The organism is Streptomyces sp. NPDC005791, assembly GCF_042871485.1.
In the GTDB taxonomy this organism is placed as follows: domain Bacteria; phylum Actinomycetota; class Actinomycetes; order Streptomycetales; family Streptomycetaceae; genus Streptomyces.
Genome location: NZ_JBIAIP010000027.1, coordinates 25,330 through 47,217, shown reverse-complemented (window position 1 = coordinate 47,217; position 21,888 = coordinate 25,330). Strand labels below are relative to the sequence as shown.

At 68.4% G+C, this 21,888-nt stretch carries 20 protein-coding genes and 4 pseudogenes; 14 read left to right on the top strand and 10 right to left on the bottom strand.

Features of this window, described 5'->3' with window-relative positions:
* Window positions 1-496: 496 nt before the first annotated feature.
* Complete coding sequence (locus ACFYSH_RS32720) at window positions 497-1,654, top strand: ParA family protein (RefSeq protein ID WP_359478681.1); 1,158 nt, start codon at window positions 497-499, stop codon at window positions 1,652-1,654.
* Complete coding sequence (locus ACFYSH_RS32715) at window positions 1,651-2,928, top strand: ParB/RepB/Spo0J family partition protein (protein WP_388757356.1); 1,278 nt, start codon at window positions 1,651-1,653, stop codon at window positions 2,926-2,928. The genes ACFYSH_RS32720 and ACFYSH_RS32715 overlap by 4 nt, the downstream gene beginning before the upstream one ends.
* Window positions 2,929-3,128: 200 nt before the next feature.
* Here ACFYSH_RS32715 and ACFYSH_RS32710 read toward each other — a convergent pair whose 3' ends face one another.
* Window positions 3,129-3,587, bottom strand: a complete 459-nt coding sequence (locus ACFYSH_RS32710) for a MarR family winged helix-turn-helix transcriptional regulator (RefSeq protein ID WP_388757353.1) — start codon at window positions 3,585-3,587, stop codon at window positions 3,129-3,131.
* 63 nt (window positions 3,588-3,650) lie between these two features.
* Here ACFYSH_RS32710 and ACFYSH_RS32705 point away from each other — a divergent pair, with 63 nt between their 5' ends.
* Window positions 3,651-4,019, top strand: coding sequence for a VOC family protein (locus tag ACFYSH_RS32705; RefSeq protein ID WP_388757363.1), 369 nt, complete (start codon window positions 3,651-3,653; stop codon window positions 4,017-4,019).
* A 419-nt stretch (window positions 4,020-4,438) separates the two neighbouring features.
* Here the strand turns inward: ACFYSH_RS32705 and ACFYSH_RS32700 are convergent.
* Window positions 4,439-4,686: pseudogene (locus ACFYSH_RS32700) on the bottom strand (ATP-binding cassette domain-containing protein); the annotation flags it as partial.
* A gap of 488 nt (window positions 4,687-5,174) precedes the next feature.
* Between ACFYSH_RS32700 and ACFYSH_RS32695 the strand changes: the two are divergent.
* Window positions 5,175-5,824: pseudogene (locus ACFYSH_RS32695) on the top strand (IS5 family transposase); the annotation flags it as partial.
* A gap of 278 nt (window positions 5,825-6,102) precedes the next feature.
* Here the strand turns inward: ACFYSH_RS32695 and ACFYSH_RS32690 are convergent.
* Window positions 6,103-6,924 (bottom strand): APH(3'') family aminoglycoside O-phosphotransferase, encoded by an 822-nt coding sequence (locus ACFYSH_RS32690; protein WP_388757350.1) that lies wholly within the window; start codon window positions 6,922-6,924, stop codon window positions 6,103-6,105.
* 447 nt (window positions 6,925-7,371) lie between these two features.
* Between ACFYSH_RS32690 and ACFYSH_RS32685 the strand changes: the two genes are divergently transcribed.
* The 4 genes from ACFYSH_RS32685 to ACFYSH_RS32670 are packed head-to-tail and all read left to right on the top strand — an operon-like array spanning window position 7,372 to window position 9,663.
* Window positions 7,372-8,316 (top strand): site-specific integrase, encoded by a 945-nt coding sequence (locus tag ACFYSH_RS32685; RefSeq protein ID WP_388757347.1) that lies wholly within the window; start codon window positions 7,372-7,374, stop codon window positions 8,314-8,316.
* A gap of 4 nt (window positions 8,317-8,320) precedes the next feature.
* Window positions 8,321-8,827, top strand: coding sequence for a hypothetical protein (locus ACFYSH_RS32680; protein WP_388757344.1), 507 nt, complete (start codon window positions 8,321-8,323; stop codon window positions 8,825-8,827).
* Window positions 8,710-9,237, top strand: a complete 528-nt coding sequence (locus tag ACFYSH_RS32675; RefSeq protein ID WP_388757342.1) for a hypothetical protein — start codon at window positions 8,710-8,712, stop codon at window positions 9,235-9,237. The genes ACFYSH_RS32680 and ACFYSH_RS32675 overlap by 118 nt, the downstream gene beginning before the upstream one ends.
* 21 nt (window positions 9,238-9,258) lie before the next feature.
* Window positions 9,259-9,663 carry a hypothetical protein gene (locus ACFYSH_RS32670; protein ID WP_388757339.1) on the top strand — a complete coding sequence of 135 codons (405 nt, stop codon included), beginning with the start codon at window positions 9,259-9,261 and terminating at the stop codon, window positions 9,661-9,663.
* Between the two features lie 137 nt (window positions 9,664-9,800).
* Here ACFYSH_RS32670 and ACFYSH_RS32665 read toward each other — a convergent pair whose 3' ends face one another.
* The 3 genes from ACFYSH_RS32665 to ACFYSH_RS32655 form a co-directional block, all read right to left on the bottom strand.
* Window positions 9,801-10,418, bottom strand: a complete 618-nt coding sequence (locus ACFYSH_RS32665) for a hypothetical protein (protein ID WP_388757336.1) — start codon at window positions 10,416-10,418, stop codon at window positions 9,801-9,803.
* Window positions 10,378-10,779: a recombinase family protein gene (locus ACFYSH_RS32660; protein WP_388757333.1), complete on the bottom strand. Its 402-nt coding sequence runs from the start codon at window positions 10,777-10,779 to the stop codon at window positions 10,378-10,380. The genes ACFYSH_RS32665 and ACFYSH_RS32660 overlap by 41 nt, the downstream gene beginning before the upstream one ends.
* Before the next feature lie 201 nt (window positions 10,780-10,980).
* Window positions 10,981-11,556: a helix-turn-helix domain-containing protein gene (locus ACFYSH_RS32655; protein WP_388757330.1), complete on the bottom strand. Its 576-nt coding sequence runs from the start codon at window positions 11,554-11,556 to the stop codon at window positions 10,981-10,983.
* A gap of 120 nt (window positions 11,557-11,676) precedes the next feature.
* On the opposite strand from ACFYSH_RS32655, the gene ACFYSH_RS32650 reads away from it, so the two are divergent.
* From ACFYSH_RS32650 to ACFYSH_RS32640, 3 genes are read left to right on the top strand one after another with little or no spacing between them, the layout of a single operon-like run.
* Window positions 11,677-12,513 carry an EamA family transporter gene (locus ACFYSH_RS32650; protein ID WP_388757327.1) on the top strand — a complete coding sequence of 279 codons (837 nt, stop codon included), beginning with the start codon at window positions 11,677-11,679 and terminating at the stop codon, window positions 12,511-12,513.
* Window positions 12,514-12,542: 29 nt separating this feature from the next.
* Window positions 12,543-13,190 carry an FMN-binding negative transcriptional regulator gene (locus tag ACFYSH_RS32645; protein ID WP_388757324.1) on the top strand — a complete coding sequence of 216 codons (648 nt, stop codon included), beginning with the start codon at window positions 12,543-12,545 and terminating at the stop codon, window positions 13,188-13,190.
* Window positions 13,191-13,227: 37 nt separating this feature from the next.
* A complete protein-coding gene (locus ACFYSH_RS32640; RefSeq protein ID WP_388757321.1) occupies window positions 13,228-13,935 on the top strand; it encodes a B3/4 domain-containing protein in 708 nt (235 codons plus the stop codon).
* 70 nt (window positions 13,936-14,005) lie between these two features.
* On the opposite strand, the pseudogene ACFYSH_RS32635 reads toward ACFYSH_RS32640, so the two are convergent.
* Together ACFYSH_RS32635 and ACFYSH_RS32630 are read right to left on the bottom strand one after the other, a co-directional pair.
* Window positions 14,006-14,362 (bottom strand): annotated as a pseudogene (locus ACFYSH_RS32635) (Tn3 family transposase); the annotation flags it as partial.
* Window position 14,363: 1 nt separating this feature from the next.
* Window positions 14,364-14,894, bottom strand: a pseudogene (locus tag ACFYSH_RS32630) (DUF4158 domain-containing protein); the annotation flags it as partial.
* A gap of 1,124 nt (window positions 14,895-16,018) precedes the next feature.
* On the opposite strand from ACFYSH_RS32630, the gene ACFYSH_RS32625 reads away from it, so the two are divergent.
* From ACFYSH_RS32625 to ACFYSH_RS32615, 3 genes are all read left to right on the top strand, one after another.
* Complete coding sequence (locus tag ACFYSH_RS32625) at window positions 16,019-17,035, top strand: bifunctional DNA primase/polymerase (RefSeq protein ID WP_388757361.1); 1,017 nt, start codon at window positions 16,019-16,021, stop codon at window positions 17,033-17,035.
* Window positions 17,032-18,579, top strand: coding sequence for a phage/plasmid primase, P4 family (locus tag ACFYSH_RS32620; protein ID WP_388757318.1), 1,548 nt, complete (start codon window positions 17,032-17,034; stop codon window positions 18,577-18,579). The genes ACFYSH_RS32625 and ACFYSH_RS32620 overlap by 4 nt, the downstream gene beginning before the upstream one ends.
* A 133-nt stretch (window positions 18,580-18,712) precedes the next feature.
* A complete protein-coding gene (locus ACFYSH_RS32615; protein ID WP_359476529.1) occupies window positions 18,713-19,093 on the top strand; it encodes a DUF6009 family protein in 381 nt (126 codons plus the stop codon).
* Window positions 19,094-19,217: 124 nt separating this feature from the next.
* On the opposite strand, the gene ACFYSH_RS32610 is transcribed toward ACFYSH_RS32615, so the two are convergent.
* Window positions 19,218-19,463, bottom strand: coding sequence for a hypothetical protein (locus tag ACFYSH_RS32610; RefSeq protein WP_359476526.1), 246 nt, complete (start codon window positions 19,461-19,463; stop codon window positions 19,218-19,220).
* Window positions 19,464-19,516: 53 nt separating this feature from the next.
* Complete coding sequence (locus ACFYSH_RS32605) at window positions 19,517-21,877, bottom strand: N-6 DNA methylase (protein WP_388757315.1); 2,361 nt, start codon at window positions 21,875-21,877, stop codon at window positions 19,517-19,519.
* Window positions 21,878-21,888 lie beyond the last annotated feature (11 nt).

Sequence of the window (21,888 nt, the reverse complement as noted above, 5' to 3'; positions counted from 1 at the left end):
TCCACACCGAACCCGGAAGGCCCTCACCCGTTCAAGATCCCAAGACGGTGATCACTGTCACCGCACCCAACCTCCGTGGACAGAACACCTAGGGCCACGATCACACCACAGCGCCCCCGAGGGCGCGGATGCAGCAGTCCGGCGGCACCGTCCCTGTATGTGCAGGGAGCAGTTGGACGCGACGTCGATGGCGTGGAACTCGAAGGGGCTATCCCTGCGGGTGCGGGGAGCAGTGGTCTGCCAGGAACGTGCGGCGCGGCTTCCTGGGACCATCCCCGCGGGCGCGGGGAGCAGACTCACTGACCTGCTGTTCTATCAGCGGCAAGTCCAGTTCTGATGCACTTTCACCGAATCCGACATTGCCCCTCTAATGCCTAATTCGCCCATCACTTCAACGCGGCCCGCCTTAAGCATCCCTCCCTCATCCGGGTGACACGCCGCAGATTCTCGCCCCCGCCTGCGCCACGGACCACAGCGAGGTGAGTAAGGTAACCGCATGACCGTCCCATACTCCCCCGATGACAGGGAAAAGGTAGTCGCCAAGTTGCCCGCGGCCTTGCGGCAGGAACTCAAGGTCAGAGCGGCCGAGTTCGGTGTCGACATCAAGGACGCCGTGACCGAAGGCGTACAGGCATGGCGTGCAGATGACGCCGAGCGCTCCCCCGTGGACACCACGGGAGGAAGTTCGTTCTCCACCTATCTCCCCGCCGGGCTGTACGGGGAGTTCAAGGACGACTGCAAGCGACGCGGCCTCCCCTTCAACCAGGGCATCGCCCAAGCAATCCGTCTGTGGCTCGACACTCACCCCTCCCCCCGTAGCCCCGCAACGCGGCCCAGTTGGGCCCGCCGGTTCATCTTCGGTAACCAGAAGGGCGGGGTCGGCAAGACCGCGACCTCCTCCGGTGTCGCGCAGGCGCTGGCCGAGGCAGGCAACCGTGTCCTGCTCATCGACTTCGACCCCCAGGGCCACCTGACCAAGCAGCTCGGGTACGACCTCTTCGACATCGAAGCCCCCAGCCTGGCCAAGCACATGCTGGGCGAGGCACGGGGAGACCTGCGCGAACTGCTCGTCCCGATAGAGGACGGTGCTTTCAGCGGGCGCTTGTTCATGCTGCCGGCGTGCAAGGACGCGTTCCTGCTCGACGCCAAGCTCGCTACCAGCCGCTTCGTCCGCATCAAGGAGACGGCTCTCGAGAAGGCGCTGGAGCCGCTGGAGAAGGAGTTCGACTACATCGTGGTCGACTGCCCGCCCAGCCTCGGGTACACCATGGACACCGCCCTGTACTACTGCCGCACCCGCGAAGGCGAGGCTTCCGGCCTGTCCGGCATCTTCATCCCGGTGCTCGCGGAGGATTCGTCCGCCGACGCGTACGACATGCTCTACGACCAGATCCAGGACCTGAGCGTGGACATGGAGGTCGAGATCTCGCTGCTCGGGTTCATCGTCAACATGTACGACAGCCGCAAGGGTTACATCGCCACGTCGTCGCTCCACAGCTGGAAGGAGATCGGCGATCCGCCGGTCGTCGGTGTCATGCCTGAGCTCAAGGAACAACGCGAGTCGGTGCGGCTCAAGCAGCCCCTGCTGTCCTACGCCCCCGAGTGCGAGCAGTCCGAAATCATGCGCGCCATCGCACGGAAGGTGATGTCATGAGCGTCGCCGATCGGCTTGGCACGGGCTCGTCCTTCGGGGGCGTTCCCCGCGGCCGCAGTGCCCGTGGCCGGGCGAAGGCCATCGTGCAGGGCGACGTTCCGGCGTACGAACTGCGACGCCTGCCCTTGGACGATGTCGCGCCGACGCCGCTCAACCCCCGCCGCAACTTCGGTTCGGAGGCAGACCTCACCCGCTTCGGGGAAGAGCTGCGCGTCGCACAGCTCGCAGCGTGCGTCGCCGTGTCCCGTTCCGCGTACTTGCGGCTGTGGCCTGAACACGAGGCGCAGATCGGTGATTCTGCCTTCGTCCTGGTCAATGGTGAGCGGCGTTTCCGCAGCGCGGTCCATGTAGCCCTGGAGGCTTTGGACTTCGTCGTACGGGATGACCTGGCAGCCTCCCGCGAGGAATTCGTCGACCACCTGTTGAAGGAGAACCTGGAGCGGGAGGACTTCGATGTCGTCGAGCGTGCGCGCGGTGTCCTCGAGCTCGTACGGGTGTGCAGCGAGGAGTCCGAGAAGGGTGCTCGCACGCGGGCTGCCAAGCGGCTCGGGCGTGACCGTTCCTGGATCACGAACCAGCTCGCTCTCCTGGAACTCCCCACCGAGCTGCAGGCGATGCTCAGCACAGGTTCGCTTCCTGAGCGTGATGGGCGACTGCTCGCGCGGCGGCTGAAGGAAGAGCCTGGACTCGACGGGGCGCAGCTGCTGGCCCACCTCAAGGAGACTCGGGAGCAGGAGGTCCGCGCGCGCGAGGAGGAGAAGCAGCTTCTGCAGCAGGCCAAGCAGGCCGCTGCTGCACGGCCTTCCGCGCCGGTTGCCGACAGCTCGGAACGGGTGGGCCACTTCCCTGCTCCGGGATCCGTGTTGTCCGCGGACAACACACCGAACACGACCGAGGCCGTTCAGTCGGCTCCGGCTGGGGCCCAGTCTCGTACGAATTCCGCTTCCGCCGAAGGGCCTGTGTTGTCCGCGGACAACACGGAGGCCTTGTTGTCCGCGGACAACAAGATGGTCGTCGAGCCGGGATCGTCGGCCCCGGTTGTTCCCGTACCCGCCCCCTTGTTGTCCGCGGACAACACGAGCGATGCCTCAGCGGCTGCGCCCGACACGGCAAGCCGCCAGGGAAGTGAGACGTTCAAATCTGCAGACGAACGCAGCCTCCTCCTGGTGCGCCAGCTCGGCGCGTCCGTCGAGGAGCAGGCGCGAACCCTCGCGTCCGGACTTCCTCCCGAGCAGCTCACGCAGCTCATCGAGGAACTCCACGCTTACGTGTGACGTGTGAGACCACTGATTTGTGTGCCCGGGGGCCGGTCGGCCCCTGGGCACACTTCTGTCTTCAGCGGCTGCCGGACAAGCCGGCCGACCACGCGGCGTGAGCACCGCGTCCTCCCCGTATGCCTGAAGCGAGAAACCCGATCCTCCCGGCTCGACCGCACTCCATGCCGAGCGCGACGAGAAGTGCGCCGAGAGGCGAGCTATGCGCCGTCGTTGCCATCGCGCAGGAAGTGGATCATGCTCTGCAGGATCCGGAACGCGCCTGACTCCTCGGTCTCGGTCATGCCGGCCAGCATTCTGACCTCGACGGACCGGACCGCTACGGTCGCCTTCTCCAGGCTCCGTCGGCCACGGGGCGTGAGCCGCGTGGGAAGGGCCTTCCCGACGGGTGCCTCCGCGGGCCTGGTCACGTAGCCGTCTCGTTCCAGGGCCTGGAGCAGTACGTTCATCGACTGTCGTGTGACGAACGCGCCCCGCGCGAGTTCGGAGTTCGACAAGCCCGGCCGTTGCGCCAGCAGCTCGAGGCAGGAGTAGTGCGTCACGCTCATCCCGAGCGGCCGCAGCACCTCCTCCATGGCTACGCGCAGGGCACTCGAAGCCGCTTTCAACTGGTAGCCCAGCGATTTGTCCAGGTCGACACCGACATCCTTTTGACCCATGTCAGAATTCTGACATACATCGACATGTGTCAGAAAACTGACATGAAGAGACAGGGCATCATCATGCCTGTCACCGGCCCCGACTTCATCTCGCTCCAGGCGCGTGACCTCGACGCTTCGCAGGCGTTCTACGAGCAGTACCTCGGCCTCGTCCGCTCCCAGACGGGGCCTTCGCATGCCGTGGTCTTCGACATGAAGCCGACTGCGTTCGCACTCCGCGACGTCATTCCCGGCACAGACCTCGCATCCGTTGCCCAGCCCGGCATCGGTGCCGCGATCTGGCTCCATGCCACCGACGTCCAGGCCATCCACAATGCACTCGTCGCCGACGGTCACCGCATCGTCTCCGAACCGATCGCCGGACCCTTCGGCCGGACGTTCACCTTCGCCGACCCCGACGGCTACCAGATCACTGTCCACGACCGCGTCTGAGAACCAACGCCACCGACGATCACCGGTTGCGTCCGAGACGACCTGGCGCCTGTCAGCGCATTGCGTCCACCTGCCGACGCAGCCTGCTCGACACCGATGGCTTCAAGCCCCGACCACACCCTCTTGTGCGATGAGCCCGCCCAGCGCATGCTCCACATGACGCTCACCGTGTGGTGTGTTGTCCGCGGACAACACACCACACGGTGAGCGCGCTCTCTCATGCGGTCAGCCGGTGAGCCGCGCATCAGCCGGTTGTTGTCCGCGGACAACAACCGAAGAGACTCAGCGCTGGTAGATCAGGAGGGGAGCGGGTGTCCGCCAGCCGCCGGTGGAGGTCTCCCGAGGCTCAGCAGAACTCCGCTGTGCGTCAGGGGCATTCGCCAGTCTGCAGTCGATTCCTACGATGCGTACGAGGGCGCGGCCCCGGCATCCAGCAGCGCTCCGACGGCCTTCAGCGGCGCGGGCTGCGCGGCCACAGGCAAGCCGTTGACGATGGCGGTGCCGGAGGTCGGGGCGTCCAGCCCGAGGATCATCCGCATCGTCGTCGACTTTCCGGCGCCGTTCGGCCCCAGAAAGCCGTGACTTCTCCAGGGCGGATGGTGAAGCTCAGGTCGTCAACGGCCCGCACGTCGCCGTAGCGTTTGGTGAGCCCATTCACCTCGATCATCAGGTCCTCCAGCAAGGGTTGCGACGAGACAGCCACCGTGGCCGGTGCGTCCGAGGGGCAACCGTGTGAGCCGCATGTGAGCCGCGAGCCGGGCGATGCCACCAACACGCAGTTCAGCGGGTCAGGCCCGTGCCCCAGGGCACCGCTTGTCCCACGGACTCGCAGAGAACTCCCATAAAGCCCCCGCACCACTGCACTGGCCCGCCACGCTCCGCAGGCCACGCGTGCTGGCCTGACAGGCGGCGAGGGACCATCCCGCGGGCGCGCGGAGCAGGAGGAGTAGTAGTACGCGAGCAGCAGGGCGTCGGCAGGGCCATCCCCGCGGGTGCGGGGAGCAGGCTTCATGACCGCAGGCGGTGGCGTGCCCACCGGGACCATCCCCGCAGACGCGGGGAGCAGGTTGCCGAACCGGCGCCCGGAGGCCGGGAGCTGGGACCGCCCGTCGGCGCGCTGTCCGGCAGGGACGACGAGTTCGTGTCCAGGACTCGGGGTCAAGGCCCCGGGCCCTGCCCATGGACTTCCCTCCCTGGCGAACCTGTTACGGATTCATGGCCCGCTGGGCCGCCGCCGGCGTCATCGGACAAATCCGTGACCAGCTCCGCAAGCGGATCCGCCGCGAGATGGGCCGGGCCCCCGGAGCGGTCGCCACCGTCATTGACTCCCAATTGACTCCCAGTCGATCAAGGCCGCCGAGACCGTCGGCAAAGACTCCCGCGGCTACGACGCCGGCAAGAAGATCAACGGCCGCAAGCGGCACCTGGTCGTGGACACCAAGGGCCTGCCGCTGTTCGTCATGATCACCCCGGCCGACATGACCGACCGCATCGCGGCCAAGGAAGTACTGTTCCGGCTGCGGCTGATGCACCCCGAAATCACCATCGTCTGGGCCAACTCCGCCTATGCCGGACAGCTCGTGACCTGGGCGAAGACATACCTGAACCTGACGCTCAAGACCGTCAGCCGCCCGAAGAACGTCCCCGGGTTCGTCGTCCTGCCCCGACACTGGGTCGTCGAACGCTCACACGCCTGGATCATGCACGCCCGTCGGCACGCGCGCGACTACGAACGGCTCATCCAGCACTCAGAATCGCTCATCACCTGGGCTGCGATCACCCTCATGACCAGGCGAATCACCCGCCGAAGCTCTCGCAGGAGCGGACAGCCGGCCTCCCATGAGGCTCAACGCGACTGATCGTTTCGGCACTGACGGTCAGCAGTCCCGCCAAGAGGTCACCGGGCGCTTGGACCGGCCCCATTGTCGCACCACCAGCACGGCTCCGGCGGGCAATCCGCAACAGCGCCAGCCGTCCGCCGGCGACCAGCCGACCTCACCCCTCAAACCCTGCCGTTCGAACCCGGAGCTGGGCCAACACCGAAGCCCCACGGGCTGCCATGTCATGCCCAGCTCAGAGACACTCAACCCCAGGTGAGCGGGTCAAGATGGAGGTAGAAGCGCAGGCGGTCGTGGTCAAAGGAGATGTCGTACCTCTTGGCGAACGCCACGTCCGCGGTCCGCGCCTGCTCCTCATCCGCCCACGTCTCTCGCGCATTGGCGAGTAGCAGCGCCAGGTCGGCGTGGCGGTCGGCCAGCCCAAGGCGGCCCAGGTCAATGAAGCCCGACACGTCCAGGGTCAGCGGATCGAGGATGATGTTGGGCAGGCACAGATCCCCGTGGCAGACGACCGTGTCGGCGATCTCCTGATCCCGTCGGCGGGGGACCTCCCGGGAGATGCGGGCCAGCAGCTCCGTGGCGGGCGTGTGCTGCTGCTCGACGGGAAGAAACTCTGGATTCACGGCATCACGGGCCACGACGTCACAGGCAACGGCGAACATGGTGTCCAGGCCCCGGCGGAATGGGCACTCCGTCACCGGCAACTCGTGCAGCCGACGGACCGCATCCGCGATGCGCTCCCAGGAGGCCCACAGATCATCAGCACGCACCTGATCAGCAGGTATTCCGGAGACGGCACTTGTTACTAAGCAGGCGCCCGCATCACCGGAATACCAGCCGAGAACCTGCGGCCCCGGTACACACTGACCGCTCAGCCACGCGACCCGGTCGTGCTCGGCCCTCAGGTCGGCTGCATCCGCGGCGGGTACGCACTTGGCATACCGGGCGGCATCCCCACTGCGAAAGACGCAGGCTCCCGACTCACCCGCGGCGACAGGAAGCCAGTCGTCACCACCTGCGCCGAGCAGCGCGGGGGACACGGCCTGAGGTCCGGAGTGACCGCTCATAGCAGCCACTCTAGCCAGCCCTCACACAGGGACCATCCCCGCGGGCGCGGGGAGCAGGAGCAGAGCGAGCCGGAGCGCACCGGCGTCCCGGGGCCATCCCCGCGCGTGCGGGGATGGTCCCCCTGTTCACGACGGCCTCAGTGACACCACCTGCCCTCCACGGAATCCGAGAAGTAGGAGCCCGGGCTGGTTCGTTCCCACGCGTGGGCTCAGTTGCTCTGCCCCGTAGGAGCCTTTCGGCCCCTGCCCAAAGTCAAACGTAGGACGGGGACGGATGTGCGACATCCCGTGAGTTCCCCTGAGCCCTGCTGAGTCCCTGTCCCTGTGGCCAGGGCGTTCTTCCTCGTTCATGTGCTCTGTTGTCTTGTGACGTAACTTCGGGATTCTTGAAGCGTTCTCATCTCGTCCGATCGGTCCGTAGTCGGGCCGAAGGCGAGGAGGCTCGGGTTGGCGGCGCTGGCAGTCGTACGGGACCTGCGTGAGCACTGGGCGCCCGCGTCGGCGGAGGAGCTGGAGCGGTTCGAGACCGACGTGCTGTCCGGATTCGTCCTCGCCCGTGCCTCGGCGGGCCTGGCCGACGGCACCATCCGCGGCGACGTCGGGCACCTGGACCAGATCAGGACCTGGTTCGTCCGCCCCTGTAGGACATGGAGCCAGCCGACGCCGACATGTACTTCGGGAAAGTGCTGCGGAACTCGCCCAGCGGCACCCGGCTGGGCCCGGTCACAGGCGCTGAGCACGTACTTCATGTTCCTGGAGCTGCGGCACAAGGTCGAACTCCACCGGATGACCGGCCGGGTCGTCGAGTGCCCGATCGACGAGACGAACCGCCCACGCGGCGCGAAGGACGCCCAGCTGCGGATCCCGCCGAGCGAGCCGGAGGTCGGGAAGCTGTTCACCGGGAAGCTGCTGTCCCAGGTCGGCCTGCGGGTGAGCGAGGCGTGCGGGCTCGACCTGGACGACATCAAGTGGGACCTGGGCCGCTTCGGCAAGCTCCACGTCCGTCACGGCAAGGGCGCCCGTGGATCCGGGCCACGTGAGCGCATGGTGCCGCTGATCAATGGCGCCGACCGCACGCTGCGGTGGTTCATCGAGGATGTCTGGGGCCAGTTCGATGACGATCACACCCGCCCCGGCGCCCCGCTGCTCCCCTCCGAGCGCAAGAACGCCGACGGCTCCTCGCGCCGGGTCGGTGACGATGCCCTGCGTGGTGGGCTCAAAGACGCGGCCAAGCTGCATCTGCCGGGGTGGGAAGAGAAGCTGACGCCGCATGTCCTGCGCCACTTCTGGTTCTCCGCCAAGGCCACCGCCGGCCAGCCGCCCGCCGAGGCAGAGGTGAGGGGACCGGCTCAACGCCGTCCGGCACCATCAACTGTTCGTCACGGTCCTTGAGGAGATGGGGATCTTCCTGGCCGACAGCGAACCCTCATTCGAACGCTGGCTCTCCGAGCGCCTGGACGGCTTCGCCCCCGGCATCGCTGCGGAGGCCGAGCGCTGGACTCGGGTTCTGCGCGACGGCGGCCCTCGCAGCCTGCCCCGGCAGCAGAGCACGGTCTGGCTCTACCTCAACGGAGCTCGTCCGGCACTGCTGGGCTGGTCGGACCGCTACGACCACCTGCGGGAGGTGACCCGCGAGGACGTCCTCACCCACCTCAAGACCCTGCACGGCCACCATCGACGCGACCGACTCGGCGCCCTGCGATCCCTGTTCGCCTGGGCCAAGCGGTCCGGTCTGATCTTCCGCAACCCACCAGTCGCATCAAGGTCGGCCAGAGCGAGTACGGCGTGCTCCAACCGCTCGCACCCGGCCAGATCGACCGCTCCGTCGCGGCTGCCACCACCCCGGCCGCGCGACGGATTCTCGCCCTCGCCGCGGTGCACGCCGCCCGGGTCGCCCAGATAGCCACCCTCATGCTCGACGACCTCGACATCGGCAACCGCCGGCTGACCATCGCCGGACGAGCCCGCCCGCTCGATGACCTCACCACGAAACTGCTGCTGGACTTGCTGGAACACCGGCGACGCCGATGGCCGAGCACAGCAAACCTGCACCTGCTGATCAACAATCAGACCGCGACGAGGACCAGCCGCGCCAGCAACCACTGGATCAGCGCGACCCTGCGCGGACAGGACGCGACGCTGGAGCGGCTCCGCGTCGACCGGCAACTCGAAGAGGCCCTCACCCACGGGCCCGACCCGCTCCACCTCGCCGAGGTGTTCGGGCTCGATGAGAAGACAGCGATGCGTTACGCGGATTCCGCGCGGGCGCTCCTGGAGCAGGCCGCCGAACAAACCCCTGAGGGCCGGCAGTGACCTTCTGCCATTCTGCTTGCCATGTCCGCACGAAATCGAAGACTGCCCCGGCACCGTGCCTGGCCACTGACCACCACCGACATCAACGAGTGTCTTGGCGCTTACATGAGCCGCGTCACGGACCTGCAGTTCCTCACGGGCCATGACAGCGGGACCATCGTCCTGGGAGCAGAATGGATCGCTCCGAACCCCCGCAACTACGGCCGCGGCGTCCACCCGGACATGGTCGGCTTCCGCATAGACGTCCACCCAGTCGATGCCACTGAACGTGCCTCCACCCGCGCTGTTCTACGAGCGCATGCTTTCCCACAACTCCACGAATGGATCACGCAGGCGATCGCTGCCGACGAGACCTGGCAACTGACTCCGCACCAGCACTACTGGCGGCTCACCGACGGCCACCTCACCCACCGCGACGAAGCGTGAACCGAGTACGGACGGCCCCACACCCTCACATCAGCGAGGTCACACACGCGGGTTCACCACGAACCAAGGGGCCGCACCCAGGAATCAGGACCCCCGACCCTCGGGTTCCCGTCGAGAAACCTTCAGTTCCCCTGAACTCACGGGGCTCTACGGCCTCGAAGAACATTGGTACAGCGGTTGGCGCTGAGAAAGATCATGGTTCGATCGGCGCCAGCGTGCTGACGCGGTTCTCGTACTCGCGGCGGGCCTTGCGCTGGGCCGGGACTGCGGGAACGCCGTGGCCGCCGTCGAGCGGCTGGCAACGGTCGAGTAGCTGGCCGGTGCACGGCGGGGACTGCGGTGACGCGCAGGGTGTAGCCCTGGCCGCGCCGTAGGGCCACCCCCTGGTCGAGCGCATCCCGCTCGGCGGGGTCCAGTTCGGCGGCGCGGACGAAGTCGGCGACCTTGCCCGGCATGTCGAGGGTGACCGGCAGCTCCGGTGCCGGGGATTCCTCCTCGGTGGCGGCGTGGTCGGGCAAGAGGTCGGCGACGGCGGTGCGGATCGCGCCGCGGCTGACGCCGTGGTCGCGGGCGAGGGCGGCGACGGACCGGCCTTCCAGGTACGAGGCGCGTACGTCGGTGGTCTTGTCGGCCGCCACGGCGGGACGGCGCCCGCCCTTGCTGCCCTTGGCCTCGGCGGCACGCAGTCCGTCGTACGTCAGCTCCCGCTGGAGGTCACGCTGAGGTTCGCCGGCGGCGGTGAGGGTCTGCACCATGAACTTCACGGTGGACAGCAGCTCGCCGGTGCGCGGGTGGCGGGCGGTGAGGTCCCTCGCGGAGAACGCGCCGTCGTGGATACGCGAGATGGTCGCGGTGGAGGACGTCGAGCACGTCGAGGATGTGCCCGGTGCCGCGGACGAGGCGGAACATCTCGGAGATGTGCACGGTGTCGCCCGGCCGCGCGTAGGTGAGCAGTTCGCGGAACTTCGGCCGCTGGAGGGGGTGGAGGCGGCTGGAGGTGCCCGGGTCCTCCTCGAAGACGACCGGGTCCTCGATTCCGGCCTCGTCCTGGACGAGGTTCTGCCGGGCCGTCGACTGCCGGTCGGTCGAGACCCTCTTGTAGACCAGGTTCGCCACCGAAGATCTCTTCCGCAGGGAGGATCGGACCCTATCTGTCGTCAAACCCTGTCAGCAATCACCAACGGATCTGATTGGATTCGCGCCGCCGCGAACCCCCGCGTTGCACGGGTTCATTGGACGCGTCGGCCGCCTGTCGGCAAACGATCGTTTGCCGACAGGCAGGGATGGTCCGGTGTGGACACCCTGGCCCGCCTAGGACTACGCGGGGCCGGGGGGCAGGTGGACGGTCATGATCAGGTGGCAGGTCTCGGTGCCTGAGCCGCGGTAGGTGTGAGGGGCGTCAGCGTCGAAGGTGGCTGTCTGCCCCGCCTCGACGGGGTGGTCGGTGCCGTCGACGACGAGCACCATCTGCCCGGCGGTGACGTTGACGGTCTCCACGACGCCGGCCTGGTGGGGGTGGCTGGGGTATTCCTCGCCGGGTTCCAGCGTCCAGCGCCAGACCTCGGTGGCTGCCGGGCCGCTGGTGGTCAGCATGAGCCGGGCTTCGCTGCCGCGCTCGCCCTTCCACAGGGGCATGACGGTGGCGGCGGACACGACCCGGACGCGTTCCTCGGACCGCCCCTCCATCAGGGCGGAAACTGAGGCGCCCAGAGTGTCGGCGAGGCGGACCAGGGTGGCGAAGTTCGGGTTGCCCTGGGCCTTCTCCAGGCCGACCAGGGCTCCCTTGCTGACCTTGGCGCGGCGGCCGAGTTCGTCCAGGGACAGTCCGGCGCGGGTACGGGCCGCGCGGACGTTGTGCGCGAGTGCCCGCAGTGCCGCTTCGGTCTCGGTCATCGGCTGTCACCCCTCCAGGCAGGTGGATCACTGCACTGCACCGTGCGGTCGTTCGGTTGACGACTTTCGGTCGGTGCGTTGTACGGTGTGGTCGTTCTATTGATAGTAAGGGATGTACCCGTGATCGCTCTGCTACTGGCCCTGGGCAGTTCCCTGGCCTATGGATGCGCCGACTTCCTCGGGGGTCTCGGTGCCCGCAAGGCCCACGTCCTGCGCACGGTGATGATCGCCGCTCCGGCCTCGCTCGCCGTCGAGCTGCTGCTGTGGCCCTTCCTCGGCGCCTCCTTCGCCCCCGCGACTCTCGCGTGGGGCGCCGCCTCCGGTGTGGCGTCGGCTGCGGCGTTCGCTCTGCTCTACCGCACGCTCGCGATCGGCCCGATGAACGTGCTCTCGCCCATCACCGCACTGGTCTCGGCGATGCTGCCGGTCGGTGTCGGACTGCTGCAGGGCGAGCACCTGGGACTGGCCGGACTGATCGGCCTGCCGCTGGCGCTGGCGGCGGTGGTGCTGGTCAGCGCCGGCCACGGCGCCGACAGCGTGCGCCCCTCGCGCACCGCGCTGCTGCTGGCCTTCGGCGCCGGGGCCGCCATCGCCCTGCAGCTGGTCTTCCTGCACCAGGCGCCCTCCGACAGCGGCGTCGGACCGCTCATCATCGGACGGGCTGTGTCTTCCGCGGTCACGCTGGCCGCGGCCGGGGCCATGTTCCGGAGGCTGGGCTCGGAGAAGCCCGCCTACGCGATGTCGGCGACGGCCGGCGTGCTGGACTCGGTGGCCAACCTGCTGTTCCTGCTCGCGGCCCGCAGCGGCGACCTGGCCGTCGTCGCCGTGATCACCGCCCTGTACCCGGCCGGCACCGTCCTGCTCGCCCGCACCGTGCTCGCCGAACGGATTTACCGCGCCCAGCTCATCGGCCTGGGCACCGCTGCCATCGCCGTCAGCCTCCTCGCCCTCACCTGACCCCCGCACCTCTCTGGAAGGACCCGCGTATGTTCATCCAGCCCTGGGACGCCGCCCTGGACGACGCCGAGTGGCAGACCTGGATCGCCGACCGCCACGACTTCGGCCTCCTCAGCGTCAACGGACTGCCCGGACACGCGCCGATCGTCGTGCCCACCCACTTCACCGTCGACGGCCAGACCCTGCTGGTCCACCTCGCCCGCCCCAACCCCGTCTGGAAGACGATCGAGGCCGACCCGAACGCCACCTTCACCGTCACCAGCGACTACGCCTTCATCCCCGGCCCCTGGCGCGCCAAGCCGGATATCCCACCCACCGACGGCGTTCCGACCAGCTACTACGCGGCCGTCCAGTTCACCTGCCAGGCCACCATCGTCGACGACCCGGCGGCCAAGGCCGAGCTGCTGCGCCGGCAGATGGCGCACTTCCAGCCCGACGGCGACCACGCCTCCATCGACCCCAATCAGCCGCCCTACGGGCGGATGCTGCCCGGCATCCGCGGCCTGCGCCTGGACGTCACCGAAGTGCGTGCGAAATTCAAGTACGACGACCACAAACCCGTCGAACAGCGCACCGACACCGCCCGCCGCCTCACCGAACGCGGCCAAGGGCTGGACGCGCCCACCGCCCGCCAGCAGACACGCCGCCTGAACCGCATCGGCCCCTGGAAAGCCTGACCCCACCCCGCCCGCCCTCCCGGAACGGACCCCACCTGTGACCACCTTCCGCATCAGCCCCGCCGTCGCCGACGCCTTCCCCGACACCCTCATCGCCGTCGTCACCGCCACCGGCCTGCGCGGCCACGAACCCTGGCCGGCCACCACGACCGCCCTGGAGCACCTGGAACGGCAGCTCGCGGACAACACCTGGGCCCCCGCCGACGAGGCCGACCCGCGCATCGAGGCATGGCACACCGCCTACCGCTCCTTCGGCACCAACCCCCGCCGCATCCGCCCCAGCGTCGACGCCCTGGGCCGCCGCATGGCCAAGAAGGGCACCCTGCCCCGGATCAACCCGGCCGTCGACTCCTACAACACGGTCTCCGTCCGCCACGGCCTGCCCGCCGGCGCCTTCGACCTCGACCACGTCACCGGCGACGTCGAGATCCGGCACGCCGACGGCACCGAGACCTTCACCCCGCTCGGCGAACCCGACACCGTCGAGAACCCCAAGCCCGGCGAGATCATCTACACCGACACCACCGGCGTACTGACCCGCCATTGGAACCACCGCGACGCCCACCGCACCCGCGTCACCGAAAACTCCACCCACGTCGCCTTCGTCCTCGAATCCCTCCACCACACCCGCGACGGACACCTCCTCAAGACCGCCGCCGTCGAACTGCAGGATCTGCTCACCCCGCACGCCGCTGGAAGCGCCGTCTACTACCTCAGCCCCGAACACCCGCAGGTCAGCGTCTGAACCACACTTCCGCGTGCCCGGCCCGAACACGGCGGGACGCGAACCGGCCAGCGCCCCGGGCCGCCGCAGCTCACTCCTGGCCGCCGCCGCCGCCGTCGTCCTTGTCCAGCTCGGCCGATTCCGGGTCGCGCAGCGAGCGCAGAGAGCCGGCGGCCGGGACGCTGGCGGTGAAGCTGTAGCGGCCGAGCAGGTTCAGGTTCTTGTGCTTGAGCGGGGACAGGCGGGCGATGTCCTCTTCCCGGGTCTCGTGGCCCTCTGCTTTCAGCTGGGCGACGGCGGCATCGATGTATCGGGTGGTCCAGAGCACGATGGCGTTGAGGACCAGGCCGAGCGCGCCGAGCTGGTCCTCCATGCCGTCGCGGTACGCCTGGTGGATGGTGCCGCGCTTGCCGTGGCACACGTCGCGGGCCAGCTTGTGGCGGGACTCCGTTCAGCAGCCGGGTGGCCATCAGGACCTGGAACAGGTCCAGGGCCTCGTCGATCGCCTTCGCCTCCAGGTGCCGCATCACCGCAGTGAGCATCGCCGTACGCTTCGGCGCCGCCGCCCGCTCCAGCAGCGGCGCCTTCGACCCCAGCGCGTACCGGGCCAGCGCCGCCATCCGGTTCGGCAGGATCTGCGACAGCCTCAACCGCCCCAGCCGGTACGCACGGATCTCATCCACCCGCTCCAGCGCGCGGGCGAACGCGTCCCGGTCGTCCGCGTCGGCAGCCGACGCAGCCGCTCCACCTCCGAGAACCGCGACCCCTCCGGCGTCTTGAGCGTCGCCACCAACTCGCTCGGCAACGCCGGGTCAGCGCGGCGGGCCGCGCCCGCGACCATGGCCTGCAGCCGCCTCTCCGCGACCGCCCGGACCTCCGACACCTTCCGGGCCAGCACGCTCACCCCCGGGCAGCAGCACACGGTGCCGGCGCAGCCAGCCCACCGCCTGGTTGAACAGGGCCACCGGCCCCTCGGCGAACTTCCCGTACGCCTCGGCCTGCTCATCAGTCAGAAACTCCACCGGCACGAGCGGACCGTAGCCAGCGCCGCTACCCGCCCGGCGATCTTTCCGCGAAGCCCAACGGAGCCCTCAACCAGTGTGCTAGCTGACCATGATCGTTCTCGGCGCCAACGGCTGTACCGACCGATGGTTCCCGAGGCCGGGATACAGCGCTCGGTAAAAATGTCCGTGCCCACCCCAGCAACGAGCGCCCATCCAGGCTGACCCATGAGTCTTGCCTCGGGCAAGGACAAAAAACGCCTGCCAGGCGCGGGCGCCGTTCCCTTCCCTCGTCGTGCCCCATAAGCAAGTGGTCCTCGCTGTTCCAGCTGTGTGCGTTCGGCTCCTCCTGGTTCGCGACAGCCCAGGCGTGTCTGTCGTGCCGGGGGCGGCCGTCAGTTGCACGCTCCCCTATGTACTACCCCCTTCACGCCCCCCTCTCCGTAGACGGAACTAGACGGAAAGCAGTGCCCCACCGAGGGAGGGACCAAACTCGTTCAGTCCCTCCCTCGTTCAGTCCCTCCGCAAAAGACCAGGTCAGAGCGGTAGGCCCGGGGACCGAAGGGACTGAAGGGACCGAAACTCCCTATTCCAGCTGCGTGCGCGCGTGCGTATGTACGCGTACGTAAGAGGTACCTCTTCATATCCTGGTGCGCTGATAACTACGAAAATGAGTCCCTTCAGTCCCTCCGACCCAGCCCATAGGTGCTCTGACCTGCATAAACACCTCCGGGACTGAAAAGGGACCGTTCAGTCCCCCGCCCCCTGCAGGCCTTCGGTCCCTCAGGCGCTTGCCTGAGGGACCGACAGCTCCCGCCCCGCCGGGCGGGAGGGACTGAGGGACCGAAGGGACTGGTTTTTCGATAAGTGCTCCTGCCTCCCGCAGAGCGGCATCCCCATCGGTTAGGCTCTCTCTGCTATAAGGGAAAGTCAGTCCCTTCAGTCCCTCAGTCCCTCGTGCCGTCCTACCTGACCAGGTAAAACGTCCGGGACTCAGTTGAGAATCCACGCCTGGCCACACAAGAGGAACGGATCGACCCACAGTGCAGCGCCCCGTCGACACCGCCTCGTCCGGAGTCGCACAGCAGCCACGACCTGCGGACGTGGCCCGCTGGCTCGCAGGCCGTCAGTGGCCGGTTCACCCACTGGCCCCGGGACGCAAGACGCCGGCGGCCAACTGCGAGCAGTGCCGCACGCGTGCCCACGAGCCGGCGAACTGTCCCTGCCACCCACGAGGCTTGTGGTGTCACGGCTTCCACAGCGCGACCACCGAGCTCACGCGCATCGACGCCTGGTGGGGGAGGGAGCCCCGGGCAGGCGTCGGTGTGTCCTGCGGACCCGCGCACCTCGTGGTCCTGGACGTCGACGCCCATGCCGCGCAGGTTCCAGCCCGAGACCGGCTCCTGCCGGGCATCCGGATCCCGGAACAGGTCGATCTGGCAGGCCTCGCTTCAGGATTCGACACGCTGGCCCTCCTCGCCGCCTACCGCCAGGAACCCGACCCCGCCGAGGACGAGACCACCTTGCGAGTCCGCACGCCGTCCGGGGGGCTGCACATCTGGTACGTCAACTCCGAGCCCGCCGTCCGCTACCGCTCCTCCACCGGATCCAGCCCCAGGACCGCGCTCGCCTGGCAGGTCGACGTACGGGCCCACGGGGGATACGTCGTGGCCCCCACCACCCGCATCACAGCAGGCGTCTACACGCCCCTCGGGGCCGTACGGGAGCCCGCCCCCCTCCCCGCGTGGCTGGCCGCCGAACTGCGGCGCACGGGCCACGTCATAGGGGCCGCCCCGGTTCCCGGTCCGCGGCCGCACAGAGAGGCCCGCCCTCTGAGGTCCGGCCGCGCGCAGGCGCTCTTGCAGTCGCTCGTCGAGACCGTTCGGGAATGTGCCGGCCAGGCCGAAGGCACAGGCTTCACGGAGAAACTCAACCGAGCGGCCTACACAGCAGGAGGGCTTGCCGGAGCAGGCCATCTGAACCAGGCCGAAGCCCGCCAAGAGCTGACAGAAGCCGCTCACTATGCTCGTCCCCACCAGACCCGCCGTAGTGAGACGATCATCGACGCAGCCCTTTCCGCAGGCGCCAGTCGCCCGTTCCACCCCAAAGGACTCGCATGAGTAGGGCCGAGTACAGCCGCTTCGACGCGGCTGCCGCCGCTCAGCAGATGCTCGACATCGAGGCTGCCGCGCCTGCGTGGGTGCCCCCGCAGCAGGTGCAGCCGCCGGCCCCGGCCGATACGCCTGCTCTGCTGCCGCCGATGCTCACGGACCGGGGTAACGCGAAACTCTTCGCCCAGCTCTACAGTGACCAGTTCCGCCACGTCGAAGGCCTCGGCTGGTACTGCTGGGACCAGTTCCGGTGGAAGCGCGTGGGCGGCGAGAAGGCCGCCCTGTGGGCGGCGGGCGACATGGCCGAGCAGATGTCCGCCACCGACCCCCGCGGCATCTTCAGCGAGCGCGAGATCGCCCAGCACCGACGGCGCACCATGTCCACGAGCGGGATGAAGGCGCTGCTCCACCAGGCGAAAGCCGCGCCCGCGCTCAGCCTCGACCCCGATGTGCTCGACGGCGACGCCTACTCCCTCTGCACGCCCGCGGGCGTCGTCGACCTGCGTAACGGCCGCCTGCACAAGCCCGATCCACTCCGGGACCTGCACTCGCGCGCCACCAATGTCGCTCCCCAGGCGATGCCCACGCCACGGTGGCACGCCTTCCTGGAAGACACCTTCGGCGACGACGCCAAGGGCAAGGAGATGACCGACTTCCTGCACCTGCTGCTCGGGTACTCCATCACCGGTGATGTCGGCGCGCAGGTCCTGCCGTTCCTCTGGGGAAAGGGAGCCAACGGGAAGTCGGTCCTGCTGGACGTCATGATCCAGGTCATGGGGGACTACGCCGACGCGGCCCCACCGGGCTTCCTCATGGACAAGGGCAACTTCGCCGAGCACTCGACGGAACTGACGGAGCTGCACGGCCGCCGCATCTTCGTCTGCAGCGAGCTCAAGCCCAACGACAAGTTCGACGAGGCCAGGGTCAAGCTCCTCACCGGCGGCGACAAGATCAAGGCCCGCCGCATGCGGCAGGACTACTTCAGCTTCACCCCGACCCACAAGCTCTGGCTGCTCGGTAACCACCAGCCCGAGGTCGGGACCGGCGGGCACGCGTTCTGGCGCCGTATCCGCCTCATCCCCTTCGAACGCGTCGTCGTCGCCGACCGGAAGATCGACAACCTGGCCGGCGAACTCGTCCAGGAGGAGGGCCCGGGCATCCTGCACTGGCTGATCGAGGGCGCCATCCGGTACCTCACCAGCCGCGACCCGCTGACCGGTCCGTCCTCCGTCCGCCTGGCGACGGCCGCCTACGAGACCACCGAGGACCACATCGGGCGCTTCCTGAGCGAGTGCTGCATGCGCCAGGGGCCGGAGACCGGGGACCTGCGCGTCGAACAGGGGCTCCTCTACGGGACCTACACCGCCTGGTGCAGCTCGGAGGGCATCCGTGCCGACACGGCGCGTGCCTTCGCCGGCCGCATCCGGCAGGAGATCGGACTGGCCTCCCCGGCCGAGATGCTGAAGTCCAGCGGCAAGAAGTACTACCCCTCCCTGGCCCTGCTGCCGGATGACATCGCCCGTGCTGACGAACCAACAGGCAGGCGCTCATGAGCCCCAAGGCTTGCTGCCCAGGATCCGGGCATCGTCTTACTATGGGGATGTTCGCAGATCGTCGTACCGCCGGGTCCGCACCGAGCAGTCGTATCCACCCGTACCGCCACACCACCGACAAGGAGTTGCGGCCATGAGCTCGTTGCTGCACGAAAGCCAGCTCGCACACGAGTCGAACGTGGTGTGGCTCGAGGACCTCGACGCACTCGACTACGTCCGCCAGGCGCTCGACAAGAGCGCCCGCCGTGGTGGGAAGCCCCGCTACGCCCGTGACGGACGCATGGTCGGCTACGCGGAGCTGGACAAGGACGCGGAGGCCAACCCCGACAGCGGCCTGTTCCAGCGCCGCACCTTCTTCCTGCTGCCTCACGACCGGCCGAACGACCCGGAAGGCCTCTACAAGGAGGGCGCCCCCGGCGAGGCCGTCGACCCCCGGACGATCGAGCCGCGCCGGGTGGGGGAGAAGACGCCTCGCTCACAGGGGAAGCTGCGAAGCGAGATAGTGCCCTCCTGACGATGCTCCGTTCCGGAGCGTCGTCGGCCGGAGAGTCCCTGGTCTACTGACGCCACAAGGCGTGCACACGAACAGGCACTCCGGCCGACGGGATGCTCCGGTCCGGAAGCGGTTCACAGGACCGTCAGCGTGATCGACGCAGCTCCCTGACCGCGGCGACGGCGCCCAGGCAGATGAGCATCGTCGAGCCGAAGGCGGTGCCGCCCGACAGGACCGCGTCTGCGAGTCCCGAGCCACTGTGCTGTTTCAGCATGATCACGACGAGGGCGACGACGGCCGAGAAGAGCACCATCACCAGGAGCCACAGCGCCCAGGTGGGGGAGGGCGCGAGGGGTGCGGGCGGCGGCGTGGTCGGGGGCGGGGCAGTCACTGAGACCTCTTCATCGACGGAGGTAGGCGGGGGCGAGGGACTACGGCTGGCCGTCATGAGTTCCCACCGCCGGCCAGCCGGGTGGCGGCGTCCAGATCCGAGGTCATCAGACGTTCCGCTACGGCTGCGCGGGTGTGAGTGACCGCCTCAGCGAGGTGGATGTGGGCCCTGGCCTGGGCAGCGAGGGCGTCGAGGATCGCGACGACGCGCTGCTGTTCCGGATACGGAGGAAGCAGCACGGGCTGGTTGCCCAGCGCCGCAGCGCTGATGGACGGTGCACCTGTCGCCGTCGCACGGTCCCGTACCCAGGCGACCGACTCGGGCCGCCCCAAGTAGGCCGCGAGATAGCCGGGGTGGACCCGGGCCCTGTGCTCGTCGTCCATCCTGAGCCGGATCACGTTGGCACTCATCAGCCAGCCGGCGCCTACATCCCGGACCAGAGCCGGAGGGCCCATGGCACCGGTCCGGACACAGACGATGTCCTCGGGCCGGAGCAGGAAGCGCTCCAGGCTTCGGGCCCGCGCCTCTGTCACGTGCCGGTCATCGGACAACTCCGCGAGGCGGCCTTCGCGCAGGTTCTGGGGATAGAGGAGGCGCACGCCGCCGTCGGTCGTGATGTGCTTCTTCAGCAAGCTGTACGACGGGCCCGCCTGGATGGTGCACAGGTCCGACAGGCTCACGCACTCCCACCCGACGGCGTCGAGCAGAGCCCCCTGCTGCTCCACCTGTTCCAGGGCCCAGGCCGCGGTGGCATCCGCGTCCCATGCCTGCTGCGTACGGAGCTCCAGTATGGTCAGAGCCTCCCGATGGGCGGCCTCCGAAGTGCTGCGGCACGGCTTATGCGTATCGATGTGGTCCACGGGACTGAGGGACCAGTCCCGCTCCCTGATGGACTCCTTGGCCACGACCGCGGTCGGCACAGCAGGGTTGTGCTCGTTGTCGCCCGGGTGGAGGCAGCCCCGGTAGGCGTCGAGAAGTGCCTGTACGTCGTCGTCCTGGAGGGCGCGCTTGCCTCGGACCGGGGTTCCTACCTGTCGTCCGTCGATGAAAGCGATCTCGTCGCAGGCCTGTGACGGATGGACCAGGAACCATACCGAGACGGGCACCGACGTATGGGAGAACAAGCGGTCCGGCAGCGCGAGGACGGCCTTCACCACGCCGCGCTCCACCATGGCCTGTCGGATCCTCTTCTCCGACCGGTTCGCCGAATTGCCGGCCTTGTTGGGCATGATCACGGCAGCGGCGCCGCCCTCCCTCAGCGTGCTGAGGACGTGCTGCACATAAGCGAGGTTGTCGTTGCCCTGAGGAGGGGAACCGTAGGGCCAGCCGCCCTCGGCGCGTGGTTCTCCGGTGGAGTCACTCATGTTGAACGGGGGATTGCTCAGCACAAGGTCGAACTGCTCCGCCGAGAACGCTCCGGACGCGGTCCAGGGCGGCGCGCCCGACGAGACTCGCACGCTCGGCCGCGCGCCCAGGAGAGTGAGGTTCATCGTCGCCAGCGGCGCCGTGTCCCGCCCGTGGGTGAGACCGCGGACTCGCATCCTGCGCGGTGCCGTGCCCTGCTGCGCAGACCAGGCGGTCGCCGCCGCGAGGAGCTCACCACCCCGGGCGTACGGGTCGTAGATCCCCATGGGGGCGTCGGCCGCTCTGTTCTCCTCGGCGATGAGCACCATGACGCGTGCCACGGCGCGCGGAGTGAAGAACTCGCCGCTGTCCAGTCCGGCCAGCAACTCGTACTCGTCGAGCATGAGCACGAAGGCCTCCGGTCCGAGCTCACCCACGAGGCGCACCACGTGCCGCAGATCTCCGTACGTGCGTGGTTCGAGGCGTACCAACGCCTCGTGCATCGCCGGGCGCATACCCAGCAGCCTCAGCTTCTCGTCGACGGCCGCAGCGATGTGCTTGAGAAGAGCGGTGGAACCGTCCGAGCCCTTCCCCGTCGCGGACATCTGGACGATGTCGTTCCAGTGATCCCCGCCGGACCGCCGCAGGAAGTGCAGCGACACGAGCAGATTCACGTAGTCGACCCTGGAGCCGGCTCCTCGGACCCGGTCGCACAGCTGCCCCATGAGTTCACGCACATGGTCCGCGGTACGCGGATCGGGCTGGGTCTCCGGTGTTTCCGGCCGGGGTGCGTCGGCGGCGGGCGGCGTGCTGCGGACCCGGGACCGGCGTGCCCGGGCTCCGAACGTCGTTCCCTCCGGATCGCCCTGCAGCAAGCGCCGGGGAATGGGGCGCGCGTCGAGCCAGGCGAGGACATCGGCGCGACGGAACAGCTCCGAGCCGCCGCCGCCCTCCGAGGACGGAAAGCCGGGGGCGCGGCGCCACTGGGTGATGGTCGCCCGGGAGACGCCGGCCAACGAGGCGATCTCTGCTTGCGAATGGAGCTGGTCACTGTGATCAGCGGTGGACATGATCTGGACTC